The sequence below is a fragment of the Haloarcula vallismortis ATCC 29715 genome (assembly GCF_000337775.1).
GTDB lineage: Archaea > Halobacteriota > Halobacteria > Halobacteriales > Haloarculaceae > Haloarcula > Haloarcula vallismortis.
On sequence record NZ_AOLQ01000040.1, the window covers coordinates 68,114 to 93,170 of the forward strand.

At 63.0% G+C, this 25,057-nt stretch carries 23 protein-coding genes, 1 tRNA gene and 1 pseudogene; 12 read left to right on the top strand and 13 right to left on the bottom strand.

The window, feature by feature from the left end:
• The first annotated feature begins 82 nt into the window (after positions 1-82).
• Entirely contained in the window at positions 83-472 is a 390-nt protein-coding gene (mce, locus tag C437_RS10300) for a methylmalonyl-CoA epimerase (RefSeq protein WP_004516890.1), read from the top strand.
• 20 nt (positions 473-492) lie between these two features.
• Here the strand turns inward: mce and C437_RS10305 are convergent, their stop codons facing one another.
• Positions 493-1,140, bottom strand: coding sequence for an NUDIX hydrolase (locus tag C437_RS10305; RefSeq protein WP_004516891.1), 648 nt, complete (start codon positions 1,138-1,140; stop codon positions 493-495).
• An 84-nt stretch (positions 1,141-1,224) separates the two neighbouring features.
• On the opposite strand from C437_RS10305, the pseudogene C437_RS10310 reads away from it, so the two are divergent.
• Positions 1,225-2,195 (top strand): annotated as a pseudogene (locus C437_RS10310) (sugar phosphate nucleotidyltransferase).
• Positions 2,196-2,223: 28 nt separating this feature from the next.
• Here the strand turns inward: C437_RS10310 and C437_RS10315 are convergent.
• Genes C437_RS10315 through C437_RS10330 form a run of 4 tightly spaced genes read right to left on the bottom strand, consistent with a single transcriptional unit; the run spans position 2,224 to position 5,909 of the window.
• The gene (locus C437_RS10315) at positions 2,224-2,943 is read right to left on the bottom strand and encodes a diphthine--ammonia ligase (RefSeq protein WP_004516892.1); all 720 of its coding nucleotides are present in this window, start codon (positions 2,941-2,943) and stop codon (positions 2,224-2,226) included.
• A 35-nt stretch (positions 2,944-2,978) separates the two neighbouring features.
• Positions 2,979-4,100 (bottom strand): DUF373 family protein, encoded by a 1,122-nt coding sequence (locus C437_RS10320; protein WP_049919725.1) that lies wholly within the window; start codon positions 4,098-4,100, stop codon positions 2,979-2,981.
• A gap of 40 nt (positions 4,101-4,140) precedes the next feature.
• A complete protein-coding gene (gene sppA / locus C437_RS10325) occupies positions 4,141-5,136 on the bottom strand; it encodes a signal peptide peptidase SppA (protein WP_004516894.1) in 996 nt (331 codons plus the stop codon).
• Positions 5,136-5,909 carry a proteasome assembly chaperone family protein gene (locus C437_RS10330; protein ID WP_004516895.1) on the bottom strand — a complete coding sequence of 258 codons (774 nt, stop codon included), beginning with the start codon at positions 5,907-5,909 and terminating at the stop codon, positions 5,136-5,138. The genes sppA and C437_RS10330 overlap by 1 nt, the downstream gene beginning before the upstream one ends.
• Positions 5,910-5,960: 51 nt before the next feature.
• Between C437_RS10330 and C437_RS10335 the strand changes: the two genes are divergently transcribed.
• Both C437_RS10335 and C437_RS10340 read left to right on the top strand, forming a co-directional pair.
• Positions 5,961-6,872, top strand: a complete 912-nt coding sequence (locus tag C437_RS10335) for an RsmB/NOP family class I SAM-dependent RNA methyltransferase (RefSeq protein ID WP_004516896.1) — start codon at positions 5,961-5,963, stop codon at positions 6,870-6,872.
• On the top strand, positions 6,869-7,369 hold the full coding sequence (locus C437_RS10340; protein ID WP_004516897.1) for a DUF7122 family protein: 501 nt from the start codon (positions 6,869-6,871) through the stop codon (positions 7,367-7,369). Before C437_RS10335 ends, C437_RS10340 begins: the two co-directional genes overlap by 4 nt.
• 33 nt (positions 7,370-7,402) lie before the next feature.
• Here the strand turns inward: C437_RS10340 and C437_RS10345 are convergent, their stop codons facing one another.
• The gene (locus C437_RS10345) at positions 7,403-9,211 is read right to left on the bottom strand and encodes an ABC transporter ATP-binding protein (protein WP_004516898.1); all 1,809 of its coding nucleotides are present in this window, start codon (positions 9,209-9,211) and stop codon (positions 7,403-7,405) included.
• Positions 9,212-9,338: 127 nt separating this feature from the next.
• Here C437_RS10345 and C437_RS10350 point away from each other — a divergent pair, with 127 nt between their 5' ends.
• From C437_RS10350 to C437_RS10360, 4 genes are all read left to right on the top strand, one after another.
• Entirely contained in the window at positions 9,339-9,656 is a 318-nt protein-coding gene (locus tag C437_RS10350; RefSeq protein ID WP_241431663.1) for a PqqD family peptide modification chaperone, read from the top strand.
• A complete protein-coding gene (locus C437_RS19870; RefSeq protein ID WP_074654884.1) occupies positions 9,637-10,074 on the top strand; it encodes a lasso peptide biosynthesis B2 protein in 438 nt (145 codons plus the stop codon). Before C437_RS10350 ends, C437_RS19870 begins: the two co-directional genes overlap by 20 nt.
• Before the next feature lie 422 nt (positions 10,075-10,496).
• Positions 10,497-11,411, top strand: a complete 915-nt coding sequence (locus C437_RS10355; protein ID WP_004516901.1) for a phosphoenolpyruvate carboxykinase (ATP) — start codon at positions 10,497-10,499, stop codon at positions 11,409-11,411.
• Positions 11,405-12,628: a nucleotidyltransferase domain-containing protein gene (locus C437_RS10360; protein WP_004516902.1), complete on the top strand. Its 1,224-nt coding sequence runs from the start codon at positions 11,405-11,407 to the stop codon at positions 12,626-12,628. The genes C437_RS10355 and C437_RS10360 overlap by 7 nt, the downstream gene beginning before the upstream one ends.
• 62 nt (positions 12,629-12,690) lie before the next feature.
• Here the strand turns inward: C437_RS10360 and C437_RS10365 are convergent, their stop codons facing one another.
• Together C437_RS10365 and C437_RS10370 are read right to left on the bottom strand one after the other, a co-directional pair.
• Positions 12,691-14,253, bottom strand: a complete 1,563-nt coding sequence (locus tag C437_RS10365) for a DUF790 family protein (protein ID WP_049919730.1) — start codon at positions 14,251-14,253, stop codon at positions 12,691-12,693.
• 89 nt (positions 14,254-14,342) lie between these two features.
• Complete coding sequence (locus C437_RS10370; protein ID WP_004516904.1) at positions 14,343-15,677, bottom strand: DEAD/DEAH box helicase family protein; 1,335 nt, start codon at positions 15,675-15,677, stop codon at positions 14,343-14,345.
• Positions 15,678-16,092: 415 nt separating this feature from the next.
• On the opposite strand from C437_RS10370, the gene C437_RS20940 reads away from it, so the two are divergent.
• Together C437_RS20940 and C437_RS10380 are read left to right on the top strand one after the other, a co-directional pair.
• Positions 16,093-16,524: a NosD domain-containing protein gene (locus C437_RS20940; RefSeq protein ID WP_004516905.1), complete on the top strand. Its 432-nt coding sequence runs from the start codon at positions 16,093-16,095 to the stop codon at positions 16,522-16,524.
• 95 nt (positions 16,525-16,619) lie between these two features.
• Positions 16,620-16,690, top strand: a tRNA-Pro gene (locus C437_RS10380).
• A gap of 79 nt (positions 16,691-16,769) precedes the next feature.
• Here C437_RS10380 and C437_RS10385 read toward each other — a convergent pair.
• Both C437_RS10385 and C437_RS10390 read right to left on the bottom strand, forming a co-directional pair.
• Complete coding sequence (locus tag C437_RS10385; RefSeq protein WP_004516906.1) at positions 16,770-17,051, bottom strand: hypothetical protein; 282 nt, start codon at positions 17,049-17,051, stop codon at positions 16,770-16,772.
• 60 nt (positions 17,052-17,111) lie between these two features.
• Positions 17,112-17,390: an ArsR/SmtB family transcription factor gene (locus C437_RS10390; RefSeq protein WP_004516907.1), complete on the bottom strand. Its 279-nt coding sequence runs from the start codon at positions 17,388-17,390 to the stop codon at positions 17,112-17,114.
• Positions 17,391-17,722: 332 nt separating this feature from the next.
• On the opposite strand from C437_RS10390, the gene C437_RS10395 reads away from it, so the two are divergent.
• A complete protein-coding gene (locus tag C437_RS10395; protein WP_004516908.1) occupies positions 17,723-19,189 on the top strand; it encodes a DUF4397 domain-containing protein in 1,467 nt (488 codons plus the stop codon).
• Positions 19,190-19,298: 109 nt separating this feature from the next.
• Positions 19,299-20,549, top strand: a complete 1,251-nt coding sequence (locus C437_RS10400) for a mandelate racemase/muconate lactonizing enzyme family protein (protein ID WP_004516909.1) — start codon at positions 19,299-19,301, stop codon at positions 20,547-20,549.
• 76 nt (positions 20,550-20,625) lie between these two features.
• On the opposite strand, the gene C437_RS10405 is transcribed toward C437_RS10400, so the two are convergent.
• The 3 genes from C437_RS10405 to C437_RS10415 are packed head-to-tail and all read right to left on the bottom strand — an operon-like array spanning position 20,626 to position 24,997.
• Positions 20,626-22,497 (bottom strand): hybrid sensor histidine kinase/response regulator, encoded by a 1,872-nt coding sequence (locus C437_RS10405; protein WP_049919731.1) that lies wholly within the window; start codon positions 22,495-22,497, stop codon positions 20,626-20,628.
• Between the two features lie 54 nt (positions 22,498-22,551).
• The gene (locus tag C437_RS10410) at positions 22,552-24,201 is read right to left on the bottom strand and encodes an AMP-binding protein (protein ID WP_004516911.1); all 1,650 of its coding nucleotides are present in this window, start codon (positions 24,199-24,201) and stop codon (positions 22,552-22,554) included.
• The gene (locus C437_RS10415) at positions 24,194-24,997 is read right to left on the bottom strand and encodes an alpha/beta fold hydrolase (RefSeq protein WP_004516912.1); all 804 of its coding nucleotides are present in this window, start codon (positions 24,995-24,997) and stop codon (positions 24,194-24,196) included. The genes C437_RS10410 and C437_RS10415 overlap by 8 nt, the downstream gene beginning before the upstream one ends.
• Between the last annotated feature and the right edge of the window lie 60 nt (positions 24,998-25,057).

Genomic DNA, 25,057 nt, shown 5'->3' on the forward strand with positions numbered 1-25,057 from the left:
GTCGGTCGAAACGTAAATCGCGGCCTGCCTTCCAGCTCTCCATGCTCCCAGAATTATAAGCTATCCCGATGTACAGCCGTCCATGCAATTCGACCACGCCGGTATCGCGACGGACGACGCCGACTCGCTTGCGGCACTGTTCACTGACGCCTTCGGGACGCCTGTCGTCCACGAGGAGACGTTTGACGGCCTCCAGGTGACGTTTCTGGAGATGGACAACGGCTACTTCGAGCTGCTGGAACCGCTGCCGGACGCCGATGGTGCGATTCCACGCTACCTCGACAGCAACGGGCCGGGCATCCATCACGTCGCGCTGGAAACCGACGACATCTCCGCCGCACTAGAGACGGTCAGTGCCTGTGGGATCGACCGCATCGACGAGGAGCCGAGGCCGGGCGCGTGGGGCCACGATGTGGCGTTCCTCCATCCGAAGACGACTGGCGGCGTCCTCGTGGAATTAGTCGAACACTAATCGGCGGTGTTGCGGCTGTGTTACTCGTCGCTGTCGTCGAGGAAGGCCGCGAACCGTTCTTCGGCTCCCGGTGTCAGCCGCTCCGGCGGCTCTGCGAACCACGCCGCGCCCACGATCTCCGACTCATCCACGTCGAGCGCCCCTTTCTTGTACTCTGCTTCGAGGTAGATGTCCAGCGTGTGGACCGACCCCTGTGCGTCGGTGTCTGGATAGTACTTCGAGTGAACGACCTCCGCGACGCCGGTGACCGTACAGCGGATACCGGTCTGTTCGTTGACCCGTCGGACGGCGGTCCCTTGCACTGATTCGTACTCGCCGCCCTTGCCGCCGCCCGGAAGTGCCCACACGTCAGCACCCCGGCCCAGCACGAGCAGGACACGGTCGCGGGTGTCGCCGGCCGCCTGATCGGGAATCTGGTCGCTCAGTTCCGGGAAGTCGGTGCCATCACGCGTGACGAACACAACGCTGTTCCCGGAGTAACCGGTCCCGCGTGTCGCGGCGAACACGTCCGCGTATTCGTCAGGTGATAGCTCGAAGGTTTCCTCGGTGACCGGGACCTCGTCGTAAGCCGCCTCCAGGCTCGAAACCCGCTCGTCGACGTTCGTCTGATTGATTTTCTCCGTGAGGTTCACGTCCTCAGTCCCCCGGCCGTCGGCGTCGTCAGTCATACGCGGTTGTACTCCGGACCACCGATAAGTGCCGCGGTCCAGTCGATGCAAAAGAACTTGTATTCTGGTTGTCCCTTTGCAGACATGAAGGCGATTGTCCTCGCGGGCGGGTACGCCACCCGGCTCTGGCCAGTTACCAAGCACCGGCCCAAGATGCTCCTTCCTGTCGGTGAAACAACCATCATCGACCGGATTCTCGGCGAGTTAGAGGCGGACAATCGCATTACGGACGTGTTTGTCAGCACGAACCAGCGGTTTGCCGACGACTTTCGGGACCACATCGCCGCGAGCAGCTTCGAGAAGCCGTCTCTGACCGTCGAGGAAACCGCTGAGGAGGACGAAAAGTTCGGCGTCGTCGGCGCGATCGCCCAGTTGGTCGACCGCGAGGGGCTTGGCGATGAAGACCTGCTGGTCATCGCCGGCGACAATCTCATTAGCTTCGATATTGCGGCGTTCATCGATTACTTCCAACAGTACGGCGACCCAACGCTCGCCGCCTACGATGTCGGGTCCCGCGAGAAAGCCCTAGTTCCTACGGCCTCATCGAACTGGACGGCGAGGAGGTCGTGGACTTCCAGGAAAAGCCCGACGACCCCAATAGCACGCTCGTCTCGATTGCCTGTTACGCGTTCCCGGCCGACTCGATTCGCTTCGACGAATATCTCGAAGATGGGAACAATCCCGACGAACCCGGCTGGTTCATCCAGTGGCTCGTCAACGACGGTCCCGTCCGCGCGTTCACGTTTGACGACGCTTGGTACGATATCGGGACGCCGGAAAGCTATCTGGAGGCCGTCGCGTGGGAACTCGACGGGCACAACGTCGTCGCAGAGGATGCTACCATCGAGAACACCACTCTCGGCGAGAATGTCCACGTCCTCTCGGGAGCCGAACTCGTCAACTCAAGTCTCGACCGGACCATCGTGTTCCCGGATACAACCATCATCGATTCGGACATCCGCCAGTCAATAATCGATCAGGATACGCACGTCGAGAGTCTGGACCTGGCGGGTGCGCTTATCGGTGCACACACGCAATTAACCGACGGCAATTAACCCCGCTCAGCCGTTTTGTCTCTCCTGATTACGCCAGCCACGCGTCTTCAATCTGGAGCGTCCCGCGACTCCCGTCCCACTCCGTCTCGTACTCCAGTTCGATTCGACGGTCCATATGTGGCCCGTCGGTCACAAGCGTCTCGAATTCGCCGCCTTCGCCGAGGATGTGAACGCCGTACTCATCGTTGAGCGCCTCCAGTTCGTCGAGCGCGTCGGCATCGAGCGTGCGCCCCAGCCAGGACTCGTCGAGCCCGTACGCAGCCACCCGGATAATGCGGATTTCGAAGCCGGCATCGAGCATCGCGTCGGCGAGGTCGCGGGGGTTCTCCTGCCATAGCGGCGCAAACACGTTGGCTTCGAGGCGGTCGGCCATCGATTCGATGCGGGTCGTCTGGTACTCGCTCTCGACAGCCCCGGCAGTGACACCAGTGATACCGCCGTCCAGTTCAGCATCGAGTTCGCGCAGTGCCGCTTCGAGCGGTTCGAGTTCGGCATCGCCCTGTGCGCCGGAATCAAGCACGTCGTCGGCCTCGAAATCAGCAGGTTCAATCTCGACCAGTGGAATGCCGATACTCTCGGCGGCCAAGCGGGCTAACCGGGTCGCCGGGACGTGGTACATGTAGGAGTCGCCGTCGGGGTGGACCGTCACCAGACGTTCGACGGGATGGTCCCGTTCCAGTGCCCGGTACAGCGCCCACGAGGAGTCTTTGCCGCCGGAGAACAGTGAAACCCACGCGCCGTCTGTCATAGCCGCCGGTAGCCGGCGGCGGCGTAAATCGCTGTCTATTCCACCAGTTCGTCCTCGATATCGGTGTGACTGACGTAGGTCGCTACCCGGACACCGACGATGCTGATGAGGATACCTGCGAGGATGAACAACCCGAGACGGGTGCCAGCCTCTAGCGAGAAGCCCTGAATCTGTACGATGCCGAGGTTCGTTTCCGGCACCTGAAACGGCTCGAACACGCCGCCGCGTTCGAGGAAGTATGCAGAAAAGCCGCGAACGACGAGCCCGACCGCAACCGCACCGAACGGGAGATTCACGTACGCGCTCCGGACCCCCTCTTGCTGGATGAGTTCGTCCAGCAGGCGACCGAGCGAGGCCGCCAGCGCAGCGCCGGTCAGCCACGGCACAGACGCGAAGGCAAAGCGATTCGCGAGCAGGAAGGGGCTGATATCGCCGACCGCAGAGACGCCCAGCACGCCGGCGAAAATACCGACGAGCGAGAGGCCGGCGGCGACGACGTAGGTCACGAGCGACACCTGGCCCGAGTACAGGGCTTCCCGGGTCTGGCTGGGCAACCGGGAGAGGTACGTGTCGATACCGAGTCCCTTGTAGATGAGAAACACGCCGATGGCGGCCGCGATAGCGCCGACGGCGATGGTCGGGCTGGTGACGACGAGCAACAGCGGGAACGCGAGCATGATGATCCCGACGGGGACCAGCACCGTCTTGCGCAGTTCCTCATCGGCCAAGAACTGTTTGAGCAGGTAGTACGTCGATTCGATGTCGCGGGCCTGGCGGACGACGACCCGGTCGACAGCGTCGACCCTGACGCGGCTCTCGATGATGGGGACCAGCCGCTCGTCGTCGGCGCTGTCGACGACGACAACGGCGGAATCGGGGTCGTGCTCGGCGACCAGATCGTCGATCTGGCTTGCGATTTCCCGGTCCGAACCGACGCTGTCGCTCCCACCGCCGACGACAGCGAGGACCGGCGAGGACCCCTCGGCTTCGAGTTCATCCGCGACTGCGAGCCCTTCGAGCAGGCAGTTGACTCGGCTGTCCTCCGGGTCAACGACGCCTGTCTGGGTGATGAGTGACTCGACAGCGTCGCGGCCGACGACGGGACACGCCGCTGCGGCCGGACTGTCCCTGTCGATACACACCACCAGCGTAGTCACACTACGGCGAAGGCGGTCCCCGAATAAAAAACCTCCCGAGCTACCGCCGGAAGGAGAGGCCCTCGATATCGCCGTCGGCGACGCCGGCGATACCCGCACCCAGCGCGAACGCGACCTGCTGTGCGCCCCCGCGGAGTTTCCCTGCCAAGCCGCGCTCGGGCTCGTACTCCTTGATCGTCACATCCTCGCCCAGCCGTTGTTCCAGACTCGCCTCGACATCGTCTCGTGTCCCGAGTCGGTCGACGAGCCCGCGCTCCTCGGCCGCGTCGCCGAGATAGATGCGCGCTTCGGTGTCTCTGAGCGTCTCGGCGTCCATCTCGCGGCCCTCGGCCACGGTGTCGATGAACTGGTCGTAGTAGTCGTCGACGATGCCCTGCAGGTACTCGCGCTCGTCCTCGGTCATTTCCTTCAGCGGGACGCCGGCGTCCTTGTACTCGCCGGCGGTGAACTGCTCGTAGGAGAGCCCGAGGCGGTCGGCCAGATCCTTGGCATTGACCCGCGAGCCGACGACGCCGATGGAGCCGACGATAGAGCCCTCACGCGCCCACAGTTCGTCACAGCCGGCGGCGATGTCGTAGCCGCCGCTGGCACAGACATCCGTCGCGTAGGCGATGGTCGGGCCGTCGAACTGCTGGGCAGCGATGCGGATGTCCTCGCTGGGGACGATTTCGCCGCCCGGCGTGTTCAGCTTCAGAAGCAGCGCCTCCGAGCCGCGGTCGGAATCAGCGCGTTCGATCTGGTCGACGATGTCGTCGGCCGACGCACCGACCGGCGGACTGGTGATACCACCGCCGCCGTCACGGCTGATCGGCCCTTCGACAGTGACTTCTGCGACGTTGTGTGCCGGGAGGAGCGAGCCGGCGATACTGCTACCGATACGGGCTGTGGCAACGGCGACAGCAACGACCAGCAGGACGCCGAGCAACTGGGCGAGGTTGTCAGGCGTTCTGACAAACAACACCCACCCTAGAACCGCGCCAATCCCGACGATAACTGCGATCAGTAACCCACGAACGATGTCGTCTGCGCCCGCCATTACTGATACATCCCGAGCGGCTGTGCGCTCGTGCTCTCCTCTTGATTCTCCTGTAGTTGCTGTGCCAGCTGTGCCTTGGCGCGCCCGATTTCCTCAGCCTGCTCGACCAGCGCTTCGGTTTCGATCTCGAAGTCAGCGAGCGGACTGATGCCCGTCTGGAGCAGCGCCCGTGCCGCTTCCGGGTCAGGGAACCGCTGGTCGGCTTCGACGATAAGGCCGACGCTCGTCAGCCCCATCCGCTGTGACTCGTGAACGAGCGCGCCGGTCGGTCCGGTGATTGCGCCGTTCTCAGAGGGTGGATTCACGTCCGCCTCCGCAAGCATTCCCGCCCCGTCGCCCGTCGAGATACCGTACACGTCTGGGACCCCATCTTTCTCGGCGGGACGGCCGCTGAGGTAGATCGGCGTTGCGTCGTTGGCCTCGAACCAACTGACCATGCAGCTAGCGAACTCTTTCGCGCCGGACGGGGAGATCGGAGCGTCGCTCTGAAGCACGAGCAGGTCACGGTCTGCGTCCGCGTACAGCCGGACCGGTGGGCGAACGTCCGGGTCGTCTGTCCCGTATACGGCTATTTCTGGCAGCCCTTCGCAGTGAGCCGACGCGTAGTACTCCATGTCGTAGAGCTCGACAAGATGGTCCGCGGCTATCTTCCCGACGAGGCCGACACCCGGGAGCCCCTCAACCAGTGTTGGCGAATCGAGGGAAATATCCTCGCGGTGGACCTGTATGTGTGCCATATCTCGAATGTCGGCCGCCGGCGGCTTGAAAGCCATGGGCGGGTCCCGTTCGAAACCCACAAACCGACCGCCAGCGAACGCCGGATAATGGAACCACTCGACCGCTACCGGCCCATCATCGACGACTTCGAGGCGTTCACCGACGCGTGTGAACGCCCGCTGCCGTCGGCTGTCCGGGTCAACAGCATCAAAGCCACCGTCGAGCGGGTCCGGACGGCGCTTACGGAAGCGGACATCGCCTACGACCCCGTCGACTGGCACGACGGCCTGTTCGTCCTGCCCGAAGACTCTCCCGGCGCGAACTGGCCGTACTTCCACGGCTGGATTCACGGCCAGGAGGAGGTGTCCGTGATTCCCGCGACCGTACTGGACCCCCAGCCCGGCGAGCGAGTCTGGGACGCCTGTGCGGCACCGGGCAGCAAGACGACCCAGCTCGCCGCGCTGATGGACGACACCGGCGAAGTCGTCGCGACCGACAACAACCTCGGCCGTATCTCGGCGTTGCGGACCAACACCGAGCGGCTGGGCGCGACGACGGTGGCCGTCACCCACGAAGACGGCCGCAACCACTCGCTCAAGCCATTCGGCGGCGAGGGATACGACCGGGCGCTCGTTGATGTCCCCTGCTCGTGTGAGGGGACGATCCGCAAGAATCCGGATACGCTGGAGGACTGGACGCTCTCGCACGTCGAAGGCATCTCCGGCGTCCAGAAAGGCATCCTCAAACGCGCCGTCGAGGTGACTGAGCCCGGCGGAACCGTCGTCTACTCTACCTGTACGTTCGCTCCGGAGGAAAATGAGGCCGTACTGGACTACGTGCTTGGCGAAGTAGACTGTGAGATTGTAGAGTACGACCTCCCGCTCGACCATGCGCCCGGAATCACCGAGTGGCAAGACGAGACCTACGACCCGAGCGTGACAAACGCCAAGCGAATCTACCCGCATCACAACGACACGGGCGGGTTCTTCTGTGCGAAACTGGAGGTGCCCGCCGAATGAGCGACCAGAGCACAGTGTTCACGCGGCTCCCCGAAACGGACGACGAGCGCGAGGACCCCGAGCGAGCGACCCGCGAGGAAGTACTCGACTTCTGGACCGAGCGATTCGGCGTCCCGCCGGAGACCTTCGACGGGTACACGTTCTGGGAGCGCGGCGCTGGCAAACTGTGGCTGTATCAGGGCAGCCCTCCCTCGCCTGTCGACATTGAAGGGCTGGGCATGACGGTCCTGCGGACGCGCCAGGAACACTGGAAGCCGACGCTTGAGGCCGTCCAGCGGTTCGGCGAGCACGCCTCGAAGAACGTCATCCACCTCGACGAGGACGCTGCCCGGGCGTTCGTGGCCGGTGAGGACCAGGAACTCGACTGGGACGGTGACTGGGGCTATCTGGTCGTCACCCACGACCTTGCTGGTGAGGCTGAACCGGTCGGCGTCGGCCTGTACGTCTACGGTGAACTCAGGTCACAGGTGCCGAAGGGCCGCCGCCGAGAAGTCTGATTCGAGCAGTGTGACTGCTCCGGCGAGAGCGGCTCAGCCGCTTGAGGACTTTGCGGCCGCCGTACCCTGCATCGCGTACAACTCCGCGTACGTTCCATCGTCGTCGAGCAGCTCGGCGTGGCTGCCCTGTTCTGTGACCTGCCCGTCCTCGACGGTGTAGATTCGGTCGGCGTTAGAGACGGTCGAGAGCCGGTGGGCGATTGCGATTACGGTCTGGTCCCGGTCAAGCGTCTCGATGGTTCGATGGATTTGTCGTTCCAGGTTCGAGTCGAGGTTGCTGGTGGCTTCATCGAGCACGAGTACTTCAGCATCCATCAGGAGCGCACGGGCCAGCGCGACGCGCTGGCGCTGTCCGCCGGAGAGTTTCACGCCATCGTCGCCAAGCACCGTATCGAGTCCCTGCGGAAGGTCATCGAGGAATTCGGGGATGTGGGCCTTCTCAGCGACTTCGTACAGCGTCTCGTCGGAGACATCCCCACCAACGGTGAGGTTGTACCGCAAGGAGTCGTTGAAGATATGTGGGTCCTGTCGGACCATCGCAACAGCGTCACGCCAGTCCGCAAGAGCATAGGTCGAAATCGGCGTTCCGTTCGCCAGAACGTCACCGCTATCCGGAGCATAGAGTCGAGTGAGTAGCGAGACGACTGTCGATTTGCCGCCGCCAGACTCGCCGACGATGCCGACGAACTCTCCTCGCTCGACGGCCATGGAAAAGTCCGTAAGCACTGGCTCGTCCTCGTAGGCGAACGAAACATCCTCGAATGCGATTTCCTCAATTCGGTCCGGAACTGGCTGGCCGTCAGTTGGCTCCTGTTGGGATTCGAGGTGGTCGATGAACTGGTGCGTTCGAACAAGGTGTGGCAACTCGCCCTCTATAGCGTAGACGGTGGAATTGAGCGAACTCAACCGGGGCGCGAGTCGGAGCATCACAAACAGGAACACGCCAAGTTCCGCGATGGACAGCGCCCGGAAACTGAGTGCAACGTAGACGAGGCCGAACAGGAGCAGCGAGACCGAGAGCCGATAGAGGCTTCCGATTGCGACTTGGTTCCGGCGAACGGCGACGCTGGTTACGGTGTATCGGTCGAGTGTGGCCCGGAACTCGGCGAGCAGTCCGTCACACATCCCGAACAGCTTCACGTCGCGAATACCCTGGGTTCCCGCCTGTGTTGTCTCCTGTAGCTGTTCGTTTGCCGTCGCCACACGGTCGCCAATTGCATACCCGGGCTCAATGCCGTATCTGATGAGCGCCGTAATGCCGCCCAGAGCGACAGCCGCACCGACTGCCAGCATCGGCGCGATAGCCAGCGCGATTCCGATATACACCAGACAGAGGATACCCTGCTGGAAGAACTGGATGATTCGGCCGATGACACTGCTGGCATACCGGGTCTGTGTCAGAATCGTGTTCATGATGTCGTCGGACCCCTTGTCGTCGTAGTAGGCGACCGACGCACCCATTGCCAGTCCGTAGGCCCGGTCTTTGAGGTCGCGTTCGTACGTCTGGGTAAGCTTCGCCGCAAGCCATTTCACTGTAAACGACATCGTGAACCGGACGACCATCACGCATGCAAGACCAAGGAGCAGGAAGTCGAGCGTAAGCGGCAAGCCGGCAGCGGCATACGCAGACAGAAACCGGCCGGTGACGCCGCCGGCTTGCAGCGGGGGCCCCTGTCCGGTCTGTGCGGCGTCGAGTATCGGAAACAGAAACGAGAGGCCAACCCCCTCCAGTAGCATCACGAATAGGCTGGCGGCGACGATACTCCCCGTCAGCGCCGGACGATAGAGCGCTACGCGGCGCAGCGATGCGTATTTCTCACTGATGGAGGGAGTCCCGGCCATTGTTCCGGATGCGAGCTCTATGTAACATAGTTACCGACCCACTACGGTCGGGTAGCTCTGGAGCGAAGGACGTGTTTACCGGCGGTCAGGGTTGTGATGGCGACGAAAAGGGGCCATAACAATCCGTGTGAGTATCGCCGATGCCCTCATGGTAGCGATAGATTCCGGATCGGCTGTCGTCGCGACTGACGACTGTGTCACAACGACAATCGACGGCGAGGTCGTACTGCTCAACAATAAGACAGGACGGTACCAAGGATTGTTGGGGGCCGGTCCGGATATCTGGGACCTGATTCAGGAACCGACAGAGCCAGCTGACATCGTCTCTGCGCTGGTCGAGGAGTACGATATCGACAGAGACCGAGCGGCAAATGACGTGGAGCAGTTTCTGGAAACGCTTGCCGCGGAGCAACTCATCAATGTCGATGCGAGCCCGACTCGGTGAATTCAGGGCGTTGTCACGGGCGCAGAAACTGTTGCTCTGTGAAGCAATGGCATTGCTGGTTGCGAGCAAGGTACTGCTTGCAGTCGCTGGGCTGGCGGACGCAGAGCGATATTTTGCCACGGTTTCTCAGCTTCTCCCGTGTCATCGTCAGTCTGGGTCACCAGAGTCAGTACGCTGGGCAGTTCTGACAGCAGGATCGCATCTTCCGGGCACCTACGATTGTCTCGACCGAGCACTCACTGGTAGTACACTGCTGGTGGCTAACGGCCTGCCGCATTGTCTTCGCTTCGGCGTGGATACACAATCCAATACCTTCGAGGCTCACGCTTGGATCGAATCGAACGGTAGGGTCATTATCGGGGGTGTCGATAACTTTGAGCGTTTCCGAACACTCACAGAACGAGAAGTACATGACTAACGGCTAATAAACACGCTATTCTACGAGAATTCAACAGTAATAGATGCTATAACAAATACACGGATATCTGAAAGCAGAGTCGGGGTAACCCATGAAGGAATACGAAACGCCGTCGGTCGAAACGTACGGAACTGTCGAAGAAAAGACGAACTGGTGGGACCACGACGACGGATACGGGAAGTGGAGCTAACGTCTACAGTCGGTTCACGTATCTAACAAATTCCTCTTTTATCCGTCGTTGAAACCTGCACGCTTCAGTGGCTACGTCGCGGCGGTTTCGTAGCTGTGTGTCGAAAGTAGAGAGTGCATTCTTATCCACCACAGCAGTCAAGCGGTCTGGTATGAACCAGGGGTGTCATGTATGGGGTGTATTTCAGTACGGACGGAATCGACGGACAACTACGCAAGGAGGACTCTAAGAGATGGCAACGGCGAACACAGCCACGTACGAGGCCTTCGGGCTGACAGTCCGCTCAGCTTTCGACGTACCGGAACTTCCGTCCGCTGAGACAGCGCCCGACGGGCAAGTCGACGTCACCATCACTGAAGAACGGATCTCTCGCCCACTGTCGGCTGACCCCGGGTCCACCTTTCACGCGGTAACCGAGCGCGAATACTATCTGCTATACGATGCAGCAACGGTCAGAATTTGCGACGGCAAGTCCATCGCTGTCGACCCGGCAGCAGATGTCCCCAGTGAAGTCCTCCGCCACGTGCTGGTCGGCCCAGCGTTGAACCACCTGCTTGATCAACGGGGCTATTTTGTACTGCATGCAAGCACTGTCAGCGTTGACGGGCGCGCAGTGGCGTTCGTCGGGGCGTCCGGAGCCGGGAAAACGACAACTGCGATGGCCTGCCTGCTTGACGGGCATCGTGTCCTCAGTGACGACGTGGCCGCGATAGCGCTGGATGATGGGCGACCAGTTGTCCGGAGCGGCTATCCATCAATGAAACTCGATCCGGAGGCAGTTGCGGCGTTTGACCCCCCGGTCGAACCACCGGAACAGGTCCACAGCGAGCGCCCTCGACACTTCTACGGGCTCAGACATGACCAGCCCGCAACCCCGGTACCGTTAGCACGCATCTACCTCCTCGAAGACGGCGAAACAATCGAAGTGGAATCAGTCAGGCCGAACGAACAGATCATGGCGCTCATAGAGAACACGTACACGCTGGGCGCGCTGGAAGCCGACGGTCAGGCTGTGTTTAATTTCAGCGCCTGCGGGGAGATCGTCGACACAGCGGAAATAAAACGGCTTCGCCGGCCGCGAAATCTCGATGCGATTCCGGATATCGCAGCCAAGATTCGGTCTGATATCACGAGCGATTCATGCTGACGGAGGCTGAGCCCGAACTTCAGGTGGTGCTCGACTGCGCTCGGACCGCAATTGTGACCGACGCTTCCCCTGACCCTCTCCCGCTGGCTGACACGCCAGACTGGGACCGCGTCGTCGAACTCGCCCGGTATCACGGCGTTGTGCAACTCCTCTATGAAGGGCTGGAAGCGGTGGCACGCAAGAGCGGTACCGAGTTTGCTGTCCCGAAGACTGTGCTGACGCAACTTAGCAGCATCGTACAGCAAAAACGGATGCAGAATCTCGCATTCACGACCGAGTTACAGGAGCTACTAGAACGCTTCGAGACCCGCGGTGTGCGCACGCTGCCGTTCAAAGGACCAGTGCTCTCGGCCGCTGCATACGACGACGCAACGGTGCGCGAGTACAACGACTTGGATCTGCTCGTCCATCCGGAAGATATCACTGTTGCCGCGGACATCCTGGAAGAGCGAGGATACGAGTGGCGCAGGGGGATGCCGCGGTTGGACGACGCAGCGCTGTTAGGCGGTCCTGTGACGAAGGCAATCGTTCACGAGTACGAGATGCGAGGGCCGGAGTTCGACGTGGAGCTCCGCTGGCGGGTTGGGGACGCCGAGCGCCCATTTTCCACGCCGTTCAGTGAGCTCTGGGACCGCCGAGACACCGTAGCGGTCGGCGGCCAACCGCTCCCGGCGCTTGCAGAGCCGGACCGGCTACTCGTGCTGGCGTTCCACGGAACCAAGCACCGTTGGTATCTCCTGAAATGGCTCTGTGACTTCGTTGCGGCACTGGAGGCGACAGAAACCGACTGGCGACATGTGCTCGCACGGGCGCGAGAAACTGGTGTCGAGCGGAATCTACTGCTCGGGGCCGAACTCGCCCGAAATGTCTTCGAGTATGCCCTCCCAGCCCCGATACTGGACCGTCTGCGTATGGACGGCCGTGTTTCCGAATTGGGCGAGGCTGTCGTCGAGTCGCTGGCTGCTGGGACGCCACAGGCGCCCACGCAGTTCGAGGTTGCTCGGTTTCATGTCGCCGCCAGCGATTCGATAACTACGCTGGTGCCGCTCGTGCTATTACATTCCTCGCTTCACCCGACGTACTCAGAGTACCAGTTTTGCCCACTCCCCGGGCCGCTACATCTGCTGTACTACGCCATCTGGCCGCTTCGACTTCTCGTCGAAACGCCACAGTGGCAACGCCAGCGGTCCGAGGGGGCGCTCGACGAGACGACCTGAGCGCTGACTTGCTCGCTTCATTCCGGCGGGACGCTGAGTTTCAGCGATGTCCCACAGGCGACTCACTCTCGCGGTTCGATAGTCCCGTTTCCCAGCCCTTCCCAGACAACCCGATAGCCCAGTCGTGCGAGGGCGGCGCTGTCGTCCTCGATTCCGTGGGCATCCAGTCGCTCGCTCGCCGTCTCGTAGGCCATGCCGGGCTCGATCTGCTCGGCCAGCTCGTCCAGCACGGCAGGGTCGACGAGTGTGCGGCCGACCAGTTCGTGACCCGGAAAAACCACGTCCTCCAGCGCATCCTCGCTGACGCCGTACGCCACAGCGAGGTCGGCAAGCGAGATGACAGCGTCGTCCGGTCGGAGTTCGTCGGGTATCTCTGCGGCACTCTCCCGCACCAGCCGTTCCTCGTAGGGCCGCAGCGCGTCCCGGACGTCCTTCACGCTAACCGTCCCGGTGTAGGGAATCGCCCTGTTATCCGTCGCTTCGATTTTCTCTCCGACGCCGAGTGACTCGTCGACGGCGACCAGCATCTCCACGTCCTCCAGTGCGTCAAGGCGAGCAAGTTTCTTCTCGACGTACTCCGGCGTCCAGAAGCCCATAATCTCGAAGAAGACGCGGAACGGTGCGTCGCCGTCGGTCCCATCTGGCTCCTCTCCACCCGTATCCCGTACCCCGGTGTCCGCGCCAGGTCGCCACTCGAAGGCGAAATCCGGAATGACGACGTGTTCGCCCGCCGCCAGCGGCTCGGGTTCGCGGAGCAGGTCCCAGTCGAGGTCCAGCGCCCCGAACCGGCCGGCGAAGTCGGCCTCGACGCCGCTGTCATAGCTGACCGCCGTGACGGGCTCGACGCCGGGCACGGAAACATCTCCGTCCGAGAGGGTGAGTTCCCGCTCGGTGCCCCGGTCGTCGATAGTCGCCGTCAGCTCCCACTCGCTCGCGGCCGCGACCGTCCGAAGGAGGCGAGCGAAGCGAGTGCCGTACCGTCGGGTGTTCGAGAACAGCGCGTCCGGCCCCGTGACGACGACCTCACGTCCGTTCTCAGTCCGGCGAATTTCGTACATCAGCCGGAGGCGCTTGACCGCCGAGACGAGCGCCTTCGGGTCGGAGGAGCGGACACGTACCTCGGTCGCGTCGAACAGCGCCGTCTGCGCCAGCGAGAGGTTGTACTGGGCTCGCAGTTCGGCCGGTCCCCAGCGGGAGTCGACAGCGGTGAGAATCTGGCGCGAGTCCCGGTCAGCGTACAGCGCGTCGGCCAGCGTCGCGGCGTCCGTGCCGAAGTGGGCGGCTGCCTCGGCAAGCACCTGTTCGCGCTCGACCTCGGTCACGACGCCGATGTCCGCCGCGGTCTCGAACACCCGACGACGGGCTCGAACGGGGTCAACAGGAGCCTGCGTCTCGAACGTGGCTTCTCGCTCGACGAGCTTCGCCAGCCCGCGGACGAGCTTGAAATCGTCGGCCTCTCGCTCTATGTCTGTGAGTGCGGCCTCCAGCGTCTCGCGGGACTCGCCGACGTGGCCCTGATAGATGCCGAGGACGCGGGCCGCCAGTCGCTCCGCGTCGGCGTCGGCGAACTGCAGGTGATAGCCGCCGCCCGCCCGAGACACCCGCAGGAGGTCTTTCGTCAGCACACGCATGCCTCTGCGACGGAGCGATAAAAAACAGGGAGTCAGGCAATCCCATCTGGACGAATGAGCGCCACCTCGACACGCATCGCCTCCTATCTGCGTCGCCTGGCGACCCGCTCTTCTGCGGTTTCTTCGGTCACGAGTTCGTACAGTAGCGCCCGTCCGCCGTCAGCTTTCGGCCGGAGAATACGACCAAGCCGCTGTGTGAACTCCCGCTCTGACCCGCTCCCCGAGAGTACGACCGCGACGTTTGCGTCGGGCACGTCCACCCCTTCGTCGAGGACATTCGCCGTCACGACGCGGGAATACGTTCCGTTGCGGAACCGCTCTAATATCTCCCGGCGCTCGCTCGCGCCGGTCTCGTGTGTTATCGCCGGAATGAGAAACCGCTCGGAGAGCCGGTACACGAGGTCGGTGTGGGCGGTGAAGACGATGATTCGGTCCTCGCGGTGGCGGTCCAGAATCGTCGCCAGCCGGTCGACCTTTCGCTGGGCGTTCATCATCACCTCACGGGCTTGCTGTTTCGCCAGCAGCGCATCGCGGGCCGCCGGGTCGTTGCCCGACCGCTTGACGAGCTCCTGGTAGTCGCTACCGGAGCGGAGCTGGATGTTCGACTGCGTGAGGTAGTCGGTGAACGTTCCCTGATGCTCCTCGTAGCGGTCCCGCTCATCCGGGGTAAGTGCGACCTCGATTCGCTTGATGTCGTAGTCCGCGAGGTGCTCGCCCGCCAGGTCGTCGACGCTGACCCGCTGGACGAGCGGCCCGACGAGGTCCTCGATAATCTCGTGAGCCCCGTCCGACCGCTCGAACGTCGCCGTCAGTCCGAGCCGTGCCGGCGCGGCGAGCAGTCGAGCGATATCCCGATAGCCCTCCCCGCCGAGGTGGTGGACCTCGTCGAAGACCACGAGCCCGAACCGGTCGCCGAGTTCGTCGGCCCGCAGGTATGCCGAGTCGTACGTCGACACCGTGATGTCCTCGACGCGCTGCTCGCCGCCGCCCATACGACCGACCGGCCGGTCGAACTCCCGCTGTAGCTCGCGCTGCCACTGCTCAAGCAGGTCAATGGTCGGGACCACGACCAGCGCGGGCGTCCCCAGCGCGACCATCGCCGCGATACCGATGACGGTCTTGCCGCTTCCCGTCGGTAGCTCCAGACATCCCCTGTCGGCAGCGTCCCGCCAGGCGTCCAGCGCCGCCTGCTGATACTCTCGGAGGTCGTACGTCGTCGAGAGCGACAGCGACGGGAGCGAATTGACGTGGTCCTCGTACGCCAGCCCACGCTCATTGAGCTCAGCAGCAAGTTCGGCGTACCGGTAGGCCGGCGCTCGCCCCGTCTGCGTGCGCTCGTCGTACTCGACGCCGGGCAGGTCCGACGGCGGGTCCCCCGACACGCGGATTGTTCCCGACTCGTACGTCAACTCCAGCACACGCAGGGGTTCGCCGGTCCGGCCGATAACGCTTTCGCGGGCCGCACCACTGCGTGTGCTACCGAGTGAAAGAACACTACGGTTTACATCTATTCGCCCCCTATCACTCCAACTGTGAGCGACACGCGTACGAAGCTGTCTACCCTCTTGTTATCGATACTGCTGGCACTGGCTGTCATGCCAGCCGGCGTGGCTGGGACCAGGCAGCAGCGGACACATTGACCGTCGACAAATCCGGGAGTCCCGAGTATCGGTCGATACAGGCTGCCGTGGATGCCGCCGATAGCGGTGACACCGTCGAAGTCCGACCGGGCATTACCGCGAAAAAGTCCGGATTAACGAGAGTATAACCCTCACCGCACCTGACCCGGCGATACTGGACGGCTCGCGGTTCGTCAACGGAACCGGTGTCACGGTGGCCGGCACAGCCGAGGCGACCGTCACCGGATTTGCCGTGCGGAACTACCGCTTTGGTGTCGCCGAAAACGGAACCAGCGGTGACTGGACGGTAACTGACACGACTGTCATCGCTGCCGATGTCGGCGTCTACGCGCCAAACACGACCGGGGACTGGACTATCGAGAGCGCCGCCGTCTCCAGCACGACCTACAGCGGCGTCTTCGCCGCTCGAACGACCGGCGCGTGGTCGGTCCAGAATACGACCATCAAAAGCCGGCAACAGGGCATCCACGCCGTCGAGACGAACGCGTCGTGGACTGTCTCCGGTTCGACTATCTCCGTGACCGCAGACCGGAACGCCATCGGTGTCGACGCCCGGTCCGCAAGCGAAGGCTGGTCGCTCGACGACGTTACCATCGACAGCCCCGGTATCGAGGTCGCCGAGTGACGGGGACACGCCAACACCGCCAACCCCGTCACGGGCTGGCACTCTCGTCACCAAAGCGAAGCCCTTAATTAAAACACCCCCTTCTCCCAGAGTGCGGGACCGTGGGGTAGCGGTATCCTCGGCGGATGGGGTCCGTCGGACCTGAGTTCGAATCTCGGCGGTCCCACTTTTTACGAAGCGAAATGAGATGTGCGAAAGGAGCGACGGAGTCGTTCAAACAGGCAATCGATGAAAGCTGCCACGCGTCACTTCCAGGTGAAGTACGTCAGTACGCCGATACCAATCGTTTCGAGCATCTGGAGCACCATCATCACCTGAACGGCAACCGCGGGCATCGCCGGAGCGGTGAAGTAGAAGTACAGGGCAACGGCGTTTTCCGCCAGCAGGAACGACGCGAACACGATAGAGCCAAGCGTCAGTGGGGCGCGGATTTCCCGGTACGTCTGCACCCAGATACTGATGAGGACGCCCAGTAGCAGGATGTTCACTGCGGCGGCGATACGAGCCCCATTCAATACGAGACTCATGGTGCGGGCTCCTGCCGTTGGCCAGTGTCCAACTGTCGGCGATGTGGTGTCGTGCTCATATCAATCGTCCACCTGTGTGAGGATTTGTTCGACCGTGTCCCAGTGGGTTCTCGCGCGCTCGCTGGGGAGATAGATAACGCCGTAGTCGGCATCGCTGCTGGTGATGACTCCGTTGTCTTCGAGGACATCGAGATGGTACCGGACTGTGTTGTACGCGAGGTCAAGGTCATCAGCGAGCTGGTTGGCGTTTCGCGGCTGGTCGGCTAGCGCGCGAAGTACGCGGGCACGGTTGGGTCCTCCGCGGGTACCTGCAAGCGTTTGCCAGAGGACCGTCTCCATTCTGGTTCCATTTCCGGACGGGGTGGCAAGAATCCACCGACATGGTGCACGACCGACCACACACGCCCGGAGACTGCGTCCAACGACCAAGTGTGAGGCATTGAGGGTTGAAAACGCCTCCGTTTAGCCCGGCGCTGAGAATCGCCGCCGTACCCAGCGCGAGAAACCTGTTGTCCATGTTGCAAACGTCCGGGAATGTTCGATAAAACAGTTTCGGGGAATTCGAGCAAACGGCGGGTTCGAACTCTCTAGCCGGATTTGAGAGAGAATTGAGAGAGTCACGTCCGAGTCACGAAATGTACTATTTAGCTGACAATCCCAGCAGATGATGGATGTCATCAGACACGACCCGACGACGGATCTTGCTCGGTATCGGAACCGGTGTGACAGTCGGCATCGCTGGCTGTAGCGGCGGCGGTAACGGCGGTGCCGAAGAGCCAGACACCGAGACGGACAGCGGCATGGACACGCCGATGGAGACCGAAACAGGGACTCAGACTGAAGAGGAAACCGATCCGGGGACTGCGGCGGTCCGAGTGGCGCACATGTCGCCGAACGCCCCGAACGTGGACGTCTATCTTGAGGGCGATGCAGTCCTCGAAGACGTTCCCTTCGGTGCGGTGAGTCAGTACCTCGACGTGCCCGCGGGAGAGCGGTCGGTCGAGATAACCGCCGCTGGCAATCCGGACACGTCGGTGTTTTCGGGGCCCGTTCCGGTGGAAGCAGACACAGCGTACACCATCGCCGCTCTCGGCGAAATCGGCGACGACGCCGACCAGGCGTTCGAACCGCTCGTGCTGGAAGACGACAACAGCGACCCCGGCGGCGACACCGCACGCGTCCGCCTGGTCCACGCTTCGCCCGACGCGCCGGCCGTCGACGTGACCCTTGCGTCAAACGGGGACGCGCTGTACGACGGCGTCGAGTACGGCGGTTCCGGCTACGTTGAAGTGCCTTCGGGCGACTATACGCTCCAGGTACGTGGTGACACGGAGAGCAACGACGGCGACGTCGCCGCGGAGTTCGACGTGAGCCTGTCCGGTGGCGAAGTGTACACGGCCTTCGCAGCAGGCTATCTCACGCCGGACGACGACCCGGCGGACACGCCTTTCGACCTGCTCGTGACACAGGACACTGGCGGCAGCGCTACGCAGACTGAAACAGAGTCCGAGCCAGCGAGCGTCCGGGTGGCACACATGTCGCCGAACGCCCCGAACGTTGACGTGTACGTCGACGGGTCGGCCATGCTCGAAGACGTGCCCTTCGGCGCTGTCAGTGACTATCTGGAGGTCCCCGCTGGCGCGCGAACGGTCGAAATCACTGCTGCCGGCGACCCGGACACGTCGGTGTTCGAGGGTGACGTGACCGTTGAGGGCGGACAGGCGTACACCGTCGCGGCGGCCGGCGAAATCGGCGACGATACCGGTGACCCCTTCCAGCCACTCGTGCTCGCCGACAATACCACCGCACCCAGCGATGGGACAGCCCGCCTCCGACTGGTCCACCTCTCGCCCGATGCCCCACAAGTCGACGTGACAGTCGGATCGCGCGGCGACGTGCTGTTCGATGCTGCCGACTTCCGGGAATTCGACAGCGTCGAGGTGCCAGCGGGCGAGTATACGATACAGGTCCGCGGAGCGACACCTGATAACGATGGGGACGTTGTCGCGGAGTACGACCTCAGCCTGGCTGGCGAAACCGGATACACCGCCTTTGCGGCGGGCTATCTCACACCGGACGACGAACCGGCCGACACACCCTTTGATCTGATTGTCGCACAGGACACCGGCGGAATGTAGCGGCCCGCGAGACGCCGTGGGCTCCCCGCAGGTATCGGACACAGTCGATTATGTCGGAACGAGACCGATTTCCTCTACACTTTTGTAACGCCAATAGCAAGCGAGGGGTATGGGAAAGGCAAACGACGTAGACTACGCTGACCTGCACGACCCGAACGCAGAGTACACCATGCGGGAGCTCTCTGCGGAGACAATGGGCGTCACCGCCAAGCGCGGCGGCGGCCGTGACGTGGAGATCACAGACGTTCAGACGACGATGGTCGACGGGAACTTCCCGTGGACGCTCGTCCGCATCTACACTGACGCAGGCATCGTCGGCACGGGCGAGGCCTACTGGGGTGCGGGCGTCCCGGAACTCATCGAGCGGATGAAACCGTTCGTCGTCGGCGAGAATCCGCTGGATATCGACCGCCTCTACGAGCACCTCATCCAGAAGATGAGCGGCGAGGGGTCTGTCGAGGGCGTCACCGTCACCGCCATCGCCGGCATCGAGGTTGCGCTGCACGACCTCGCGGGCAAGATCCTCGAAGTCCCGGCCTACCAGCTACTCGGTGGCAAGTACCGCGACGAGATGCGCGTGTACTGTGACTGTCACACCGAAGAGGAGGCCGACGCCGACGCCTGCGCCGCGGAGGCTCGCCGCGTCGTCGACGAGCTGGGCTACGACGCCCTGAAGTTCGATCTCGACGTACCAAGCGGTCTAGAGAAGGATCGTGCGAACCGACACCTCCGTCCGGGTGAAATCCGCCACAAGGCCGAAATCGTCGAGAAGGTCACGGAAGAGGTCAAAGACGAGGCCGACGTGGCCTTCGACTGTCACTGGACGTTCTCGGGTAGCTCGGGCAAGCGCCTCGCAGACGCCATCGAAGAGTACGATGTCTGGTGGCTCGAAGATCCTGTTCCGCCGGAGAATCTCGAGGTACAGGAGGAAGTCACCAAGTCCACGACTACGCCGATCACCGTCGGTGAGAACCGCTATCGCGTCACCGAGGAGCGACGCCTCATCGAGAACCAGGCCGTCGACATGATCGCGCCGGATATGCCGAAGGTCGGCGGCATGCGAGAGACGCGGAAGGTCGCCGACGTGGCGAACCAGTATTACATCCCGGTGGCGATGCACAACGTCTCCTCGCCGATTGCGACGATGGCGAGCGCACACGTCGGGGCATCTGTCCCGAACTCGCTGGCCGTCGAATACCACTCCTACGAACTCGGCTGGTGGGAGGATCTGGTCGAGGAGAGCGTCATCGAGGACGGCTACATCGAGATTCCGGAAGAGCCGGGCCTCGGCCTGACACTCGACCTCGACGCCGTCGAAGAGCACGTCGTCGAGGGCGACACCGTCTTCGACGAAGCGTAACGTCCGGCCACCCATTTGGTGTTGACTGGGGCGGCACCGGGTGACGTGGTGGTCACCCGATACCACGGCGACACGGTTACGCCGTCTCGAACTCGACGCCGGTGATCTCGAAGCGAGCACCGCCGGCGTCGCTTTCTGCGACCGTTATCGACCAGCCGTGGGTGTCGACGATTTCATCGACGATTCGAAGCCCAAATCCGGAGCCCGAAACAAGCGAGTAGCCGCTCTCGAACACGTTCTCGCGCTCGTCCGCCGGAATCCCGACGCCGTCGTCCGCGACGTAGAAGCCGTCGGCCAGTTCGCCGACAGTCAGCGTCAGGTCGGAGGCCGCTCCCTGTGACTGTGATCTCGGGGTTATTACACGTTGCTCGTCAGTGCCGTCCTGTCTGTCAGTGTGTGGTGTTTGGCTGTGTTCGACGCTGTTGCGAATCAGGTTCTCGAACAGTTGTCGAAGCCGACTCGGATCTGCCCGGATCACGGCGGAAGTCCGCAGCTCCAGCGTCGCGTCATCGGTCTCGACGGTTTGCCAGCATTGCTCGACGACGGTCTGGAGCGGTACCGGCTCGCTGTCGAGCGCTGCCTCGCCGTTCTGGGCCAGCGTCAGGAGGTCTTCGATGAGCTGTCCGATACGGTCGTGAGATCGCTTGACCGCATCGAGATGTTCGCTATCGTGGTCTCTCCGTGCGAGTTCTAGCTGGCCCCGAGCAACGTCTAGTGGATTCCGGAGGTCGTGACTGACGACGCTGACAAACTCTTCGAGGCGCTCGTTTTGCCGTTCAAGGGCCTGTTGGTGACTGTCGCGGGGAGCAGTATTCCGACCGATACCGGCCACGCCGAGCGCCGAGCCGTCAGCAGTTGTTATCCGGCCACCTGTGAACTCGTACGGGGCTGCCGTTCCATCGGCGGTCAGCAGATCGGCTTCGAACGCTGTCTCACCGGTCGCAAAAGCCGTCTCGATACCTTGGCGAACGCTCTCTCGGTCGGCTGGGGCGAAGAGGGCTGTCAGTGCCATCGACGCGAGATCAGCGTCTTCGTGCCCGGTGGCTGCCGCGAGCGCGTCATTCCAGCGAACGAGATTGCCGTTCTCGTCGAGTGCATAGAACAGGTCCGGCACTGCATCGACCGGTGTGTCGGGGCTATCCAGTTCCGCGGCGCGTTCGGACTCGCGTCGCTTCTGCTCGGTGATGTCGCGCGAGGCTCCGACGATTCTGGCGACTGTGCCATCCTCGACAATTGGTTGGGCCGTGGCCCGTACCCAGCGCTGTTCGCCATCCGGCCGGGTGATGCGGAATTCGAGCTCGGTGGATTCGCCGGCTGAGACGCGCTGCATCGCCTGCATAACACTGTCCTGATCTGCGGGATGAATCGCCGTCATGAACTCCGCGGGATTGGCCTGCAAGGACTCGACGGAGCGGCCGTAGATGGTTTCGTATGCCGAATTGACGAACTGTATCTCGGTCCAGTCTCCGGAGAACACCCACAGCAGTTCGTTCGACTGTTCCGCCAGTTCTGTGAGTTGCCGTCTGGTCTGGCTAGCGATTGCTGTCGACTGGTGGTGTTCGACGAGCAACCGAATCCGATTGGCGAGGAGGTCGCCACACCCGACAGCCGTGTCTCTGCGGAAAACGTCAGTGACTCCGTTCGAGAGTGCGTCGCTGGCGACGGATTCAGACTCGGTCAGCAGCAGTACCGGGACATTGTTGTCCCGCTCGCGGACCGCGTCGACGAACGCACGGCCGGACCGGTCCGGGAGGTCGTCCGCGGCAACGATACCATCGATAGCGGTGCCTTCGAGGCGTGCAAGCGCACTGTCAGCCCGGTCGGTCGTGGTCAGCGTCAGCGAGTCCGGGCCTCGACTGTCCGGAAAACCGACAGGCTCGTCGAGTAGTGGTGTGTCGTCTACCTGCAACACGTGCATTGAGTCCGCGGTCATATATGTGTCAGACATATTGTGTAAATAGAACTGCATCATCCCTCTTGAAGATACGCCTGCATTGCTGGATTACGCCCCAAAGCGGTCCGAGACGGCATCCCGGTCAATCTTGTCCGGACCGCTGGTCGGCATCGCCTCGACGAACGCGATGTCACGAGGGTGTTTATACCGCGCCAGGCGGTCATCGAGGAACGCCCGGAGGTCGTCAAGCGTGAGCGGCTGGTCGCCGGCTCCCTCCGTCGTGACACTGGGCGCAGGTTCGATGACAGCTTTCCCGACCTGTCCCCACCTGTCATCTGGAACTGGGATCACGACGACGTCGGCGACCGAAGGGTGGCCGGCGATGGCGTCCTCGACCTCCGCGGGATAGACGTTTTCGCCGCCGCTGACGAACATATGTTTGGTACGCCCCTCGATGTAGTAGTAGCCATCCGCGTCGACGCGGGCGAGGTCGCCGGTCGACACCCAGCTGTCGCTGAACGTCTCAGCCGTGGCCTCGGGGTTGTCGAGGTAACCCGTCGCAGCGTGGGGCGAACGTAACTGGAGTTCGCCGACGGTGCCGCGCTCGACCGGCTCCCGCGGGCTGGTATGCTTGTCCCCCTCGTCTCCGTCTTCGGGCTTGACGACTCTGGCATCGACGTGCAGCACCGGCTTGCCGACCGAATCGGCTTTCTCACGGGGCCAGTCCTCGGGCATCGCGAAGTTGTTCGGGCCACATTCGGTGAGGCCGTACCCCTGCGAGAGGTCGACATCGCGGTCCCACCACGTCTCCATCACGCTCTTTCGACAGGGGCCGCCGCCGGACTTGGCAAAGCGGAGCGTCGAGAGGTCCGTCTCCGCCCACCGGTCGTGGTCTGTCATCATCCGCAGCACCGCGGGGACAGCGACGAGGACGGTCCCGCTCTCCGCGTCGATGGTCTCCAGCACGTCGCCGGGGTCGAACTCGCGGGCGATGACGACGGTCCCGCCCATATGCCACAGCGGGACGGTGAGGACGTTCCAGCCGCCGGTGTGGAACATGGGAAACACCATCGGCGTCACGTCGTCGGCCCGCAGCCCCCAGGCCGTAATCGTGTTCAGGGAGTTCCAGACGAGGCCGCGGTGGGTGATTTCCGTCTCCTTTGGCGTCCCCGTCGACCCGCCGGTGTGCAGGAGAAGATGCGTGTCGCCGGGGGCCGGCGTCGCCGTCTCGACGAGTGTGTCGTCCTCGGGGAGGGCCGAAGCGTAGGGCGTACTGTCGAGCGTAGCAGCCGAGGACGCGCCGTCGGAGGCGGTTTCGAGATGGAAGAGTCGGGGATTTGGCGTGCCGGCCGCCTCCAGAGCCGCCGAGACAGTCTCGGCGAAGGGTGTCTCGACGACGAGGACGTCCGGGTCCACGCGGTCGAGGAGTTCGGCGAGTTCCGGGGGCGCGAGCCGGTGGGACAGCGGTGCCAGTCGACTCCCGGTCTTGCCGGTGGCAAAAAACAGGTCGACAACGGCGGGGCGGTTCCGCGAGACGACGGCGACGGTACCAGCAGTGTCAGAGCCGGCGGCCTCGCCGTCCGCGCCGACGCCGCACTCCCGGAGCAGGCGAGCGGTCCGGTTCGCGCGCCGGTCCAGCTCGGCGTAGGTGAACCGTTCACCGGTCGTCGCATCCACCAGCCCCTCGCGGTCCGGAGTGAGTGCGGCCCGTCGCTCGCTCCAGGCACCGACCCATTCCTGTGGCGTCCCCTCAGACATCGTCAATGAACTCCCGGATCTGTGTGTTGACGCGCTCGTACTCCTCGATGAACAGCAGGTGCGGGCCACCGTGGACGGTGACAAAGTCGGCGTTCGGGAGGCCGCTGGCCAGCAGTTTTCCATTCTCGTAGGGGACTACCTCGTCGGCGGTCCCGTGGATAACCAGACACGGCTCTGTAATCTCATCGAGCCGGTCCGACGCGTCAAACGCCTGCACCGCCGCGCCTTGCCATTCCAGTGCTTGGTCGCTGGCGTCGCTGTCGATGCGCCAGTCGATGATGCGCTCGATGAGGTCCTCGTGGGTTTCCATGAACCGCTCCGAGAGCGCCGGCTGCATCTTGTACCGCCGGAGTTCGCGCTCGTCAAGGTCATCGGAGACGGCGAACATCCGTTGCTGTGTCGCCTCTGGGACCGGCTTGGCATCCGGCCCGCCCGGTGAGGTACAGATAAGCGTCAGCGACTGCGCCCGGTCGTACTCTAGAGCGTACTGCTGGGCGATCATCCCGCCCATGCTGGCTCCGACGACGTGGGCCTGCTCGACGCCAGCGTCGTCGAGCACTGCTTCCAGGTCACTCGCCATCTGGCTCATCGTGTACGGACCGTCGGGTGCATCGGAGTCGCCGGTGCCGCGGTTGTCCCACACGATGGTCTGGTACTCCTCGACGAGCGCCTCCTGTTGCCACAGCCACATCCAGCGGCCATAACCGATGCCTTCGACGAAGACGACAGTCTCGGCGTCGGGCGGCCCGTCGCGTTCGTAGGCGATATCGACGCCATCGTTGGTCACGTGTTGCATACTGTCTGTTTCTGGTTGGATATGCTTCAAGTGGTCCGGTTCGATTGGCTCTCTCCCTGT

Bases quoted from the DNA above. Each gene is read 5' to 3' on its own strand.
- C437_RS10390 (WP_004516907.1), bottom strand. From the start codon at position 17,390: ATGGAGACGGTCCTCTGGCAAACGCTTGCAGGTACCCGCGGAGGACCC.
- C437_RS19870 (WP_074654884.1), top strand. From the start codon at position 9,637: ATGCGAGCCCGACTCGGTGAATTCAGGGCGTTGTCACGGGCGCAGAAA.
- C437_RS10385 (WP_004516906.1), bottom strand. From the start codon at position 17,051: ATGAGTCTCGTATTGAATGGGGCTCGTATCGCCGCCGCAGTGAACATC.
- C437_RS10340 (WP_004516897.1), top strand. From the start codon at position 6,869: ATGAGCGACCAGAGCACAGTGTTCACGCGGCTCCCCGAAACGGACGAC.
- C437_RS10305 (WP_004516891.1), bottom strand. From the start codon at position 1,140: ATGACTGACGACGCCGACGGCCGGGGGACTGAGGACGTGAACCTCACG.
- C437_RS10360 (WP_004516902.1), top strand. From the start codon at position 11,405: ATGCTGACGGAGGCTGAGCCCGAACTTCAGGTGGTGCTCGACTGCGCT.
- C437_RS10345 (WP_004516898.1), bottom strand. From the start codon at position 9,211: ATGGCCGGGACTCCCTCCATCAGTGAGAAATACGCATCGCTGCGCCGC.
- C437_RS10400 (WP_004516909.1), top strand. From the start codon at position 19,299: ATGGGAAAGGCAAACGACGTAGACTACGCTGACCTGCACGACCCGAAC.
- C437_RS10410 (WP_004516911.1), bottom strand. From the start codon at position 24,201: ATGTCTGAGGGGACGCCACAGGAATGGGTCGGTGCCTGGAGCGAGCGA.
- C437_RS10405 (WP_049919731.1), bottom strand. From the start codon at position 22,497: ATGTCTGACACATATATGACCGCGGACTCAATGCACGTGTTGCAGGTA.
- sppA (WP_004516894.1), bottom strand. From the start codon at position 5,136: ATGGCGGGCGCAGACGACATCGTTCGTGGGTTACTGATCGCAGTTATC.
- C437_RS10415 (WP_004516912.1), bottom strand. From the start codon at position 24,997: ATGCAACACGTGACCAACGATGGCGTCGATATCGCCTACGAACGCGAC.
- C437_RS10335 (WP_004516896.1), top strand. From the start codon at position 5,961: ATGGAACCACTCGACCGCTACCGGCCCATCATCGACGACTTCGAGGCG.
- C437_RS10330 (WP_004516895.1), bottom strand. From the start codon at position 5,909: ATGGCTTTCAAGCCGCCGGCGGCCGACATTCGAGATATGGCACACATA.
- C437_RS10315 (WP_004516892.1), bottom strand. From the start codon at position 2,943: ATGACAGACGGCGCGTGGGTTTCACTGTTCTCCGGCGGCAAAGACTCC.
- C437_RS10355 (WP_004516901.1), top strand. From the start codon at position 10,497: ATGGCAACGGCGAACACAGCCACGTACGAGGCCTTCGGGCTGACAGTC.
- mce (WP_004516890.1), top strand. From the start codon at position 83: ATGCAATTCGACCACGCCGGTATCGCGACGGACGACGCCGACTCGCTT.
- C437_RS10395 (WP_004516908.1), top strand. From the start codon at position 17,723: ATGTCATCAGACACGACCCGACGACGGATCTTGCTCGGTATCGGAACC.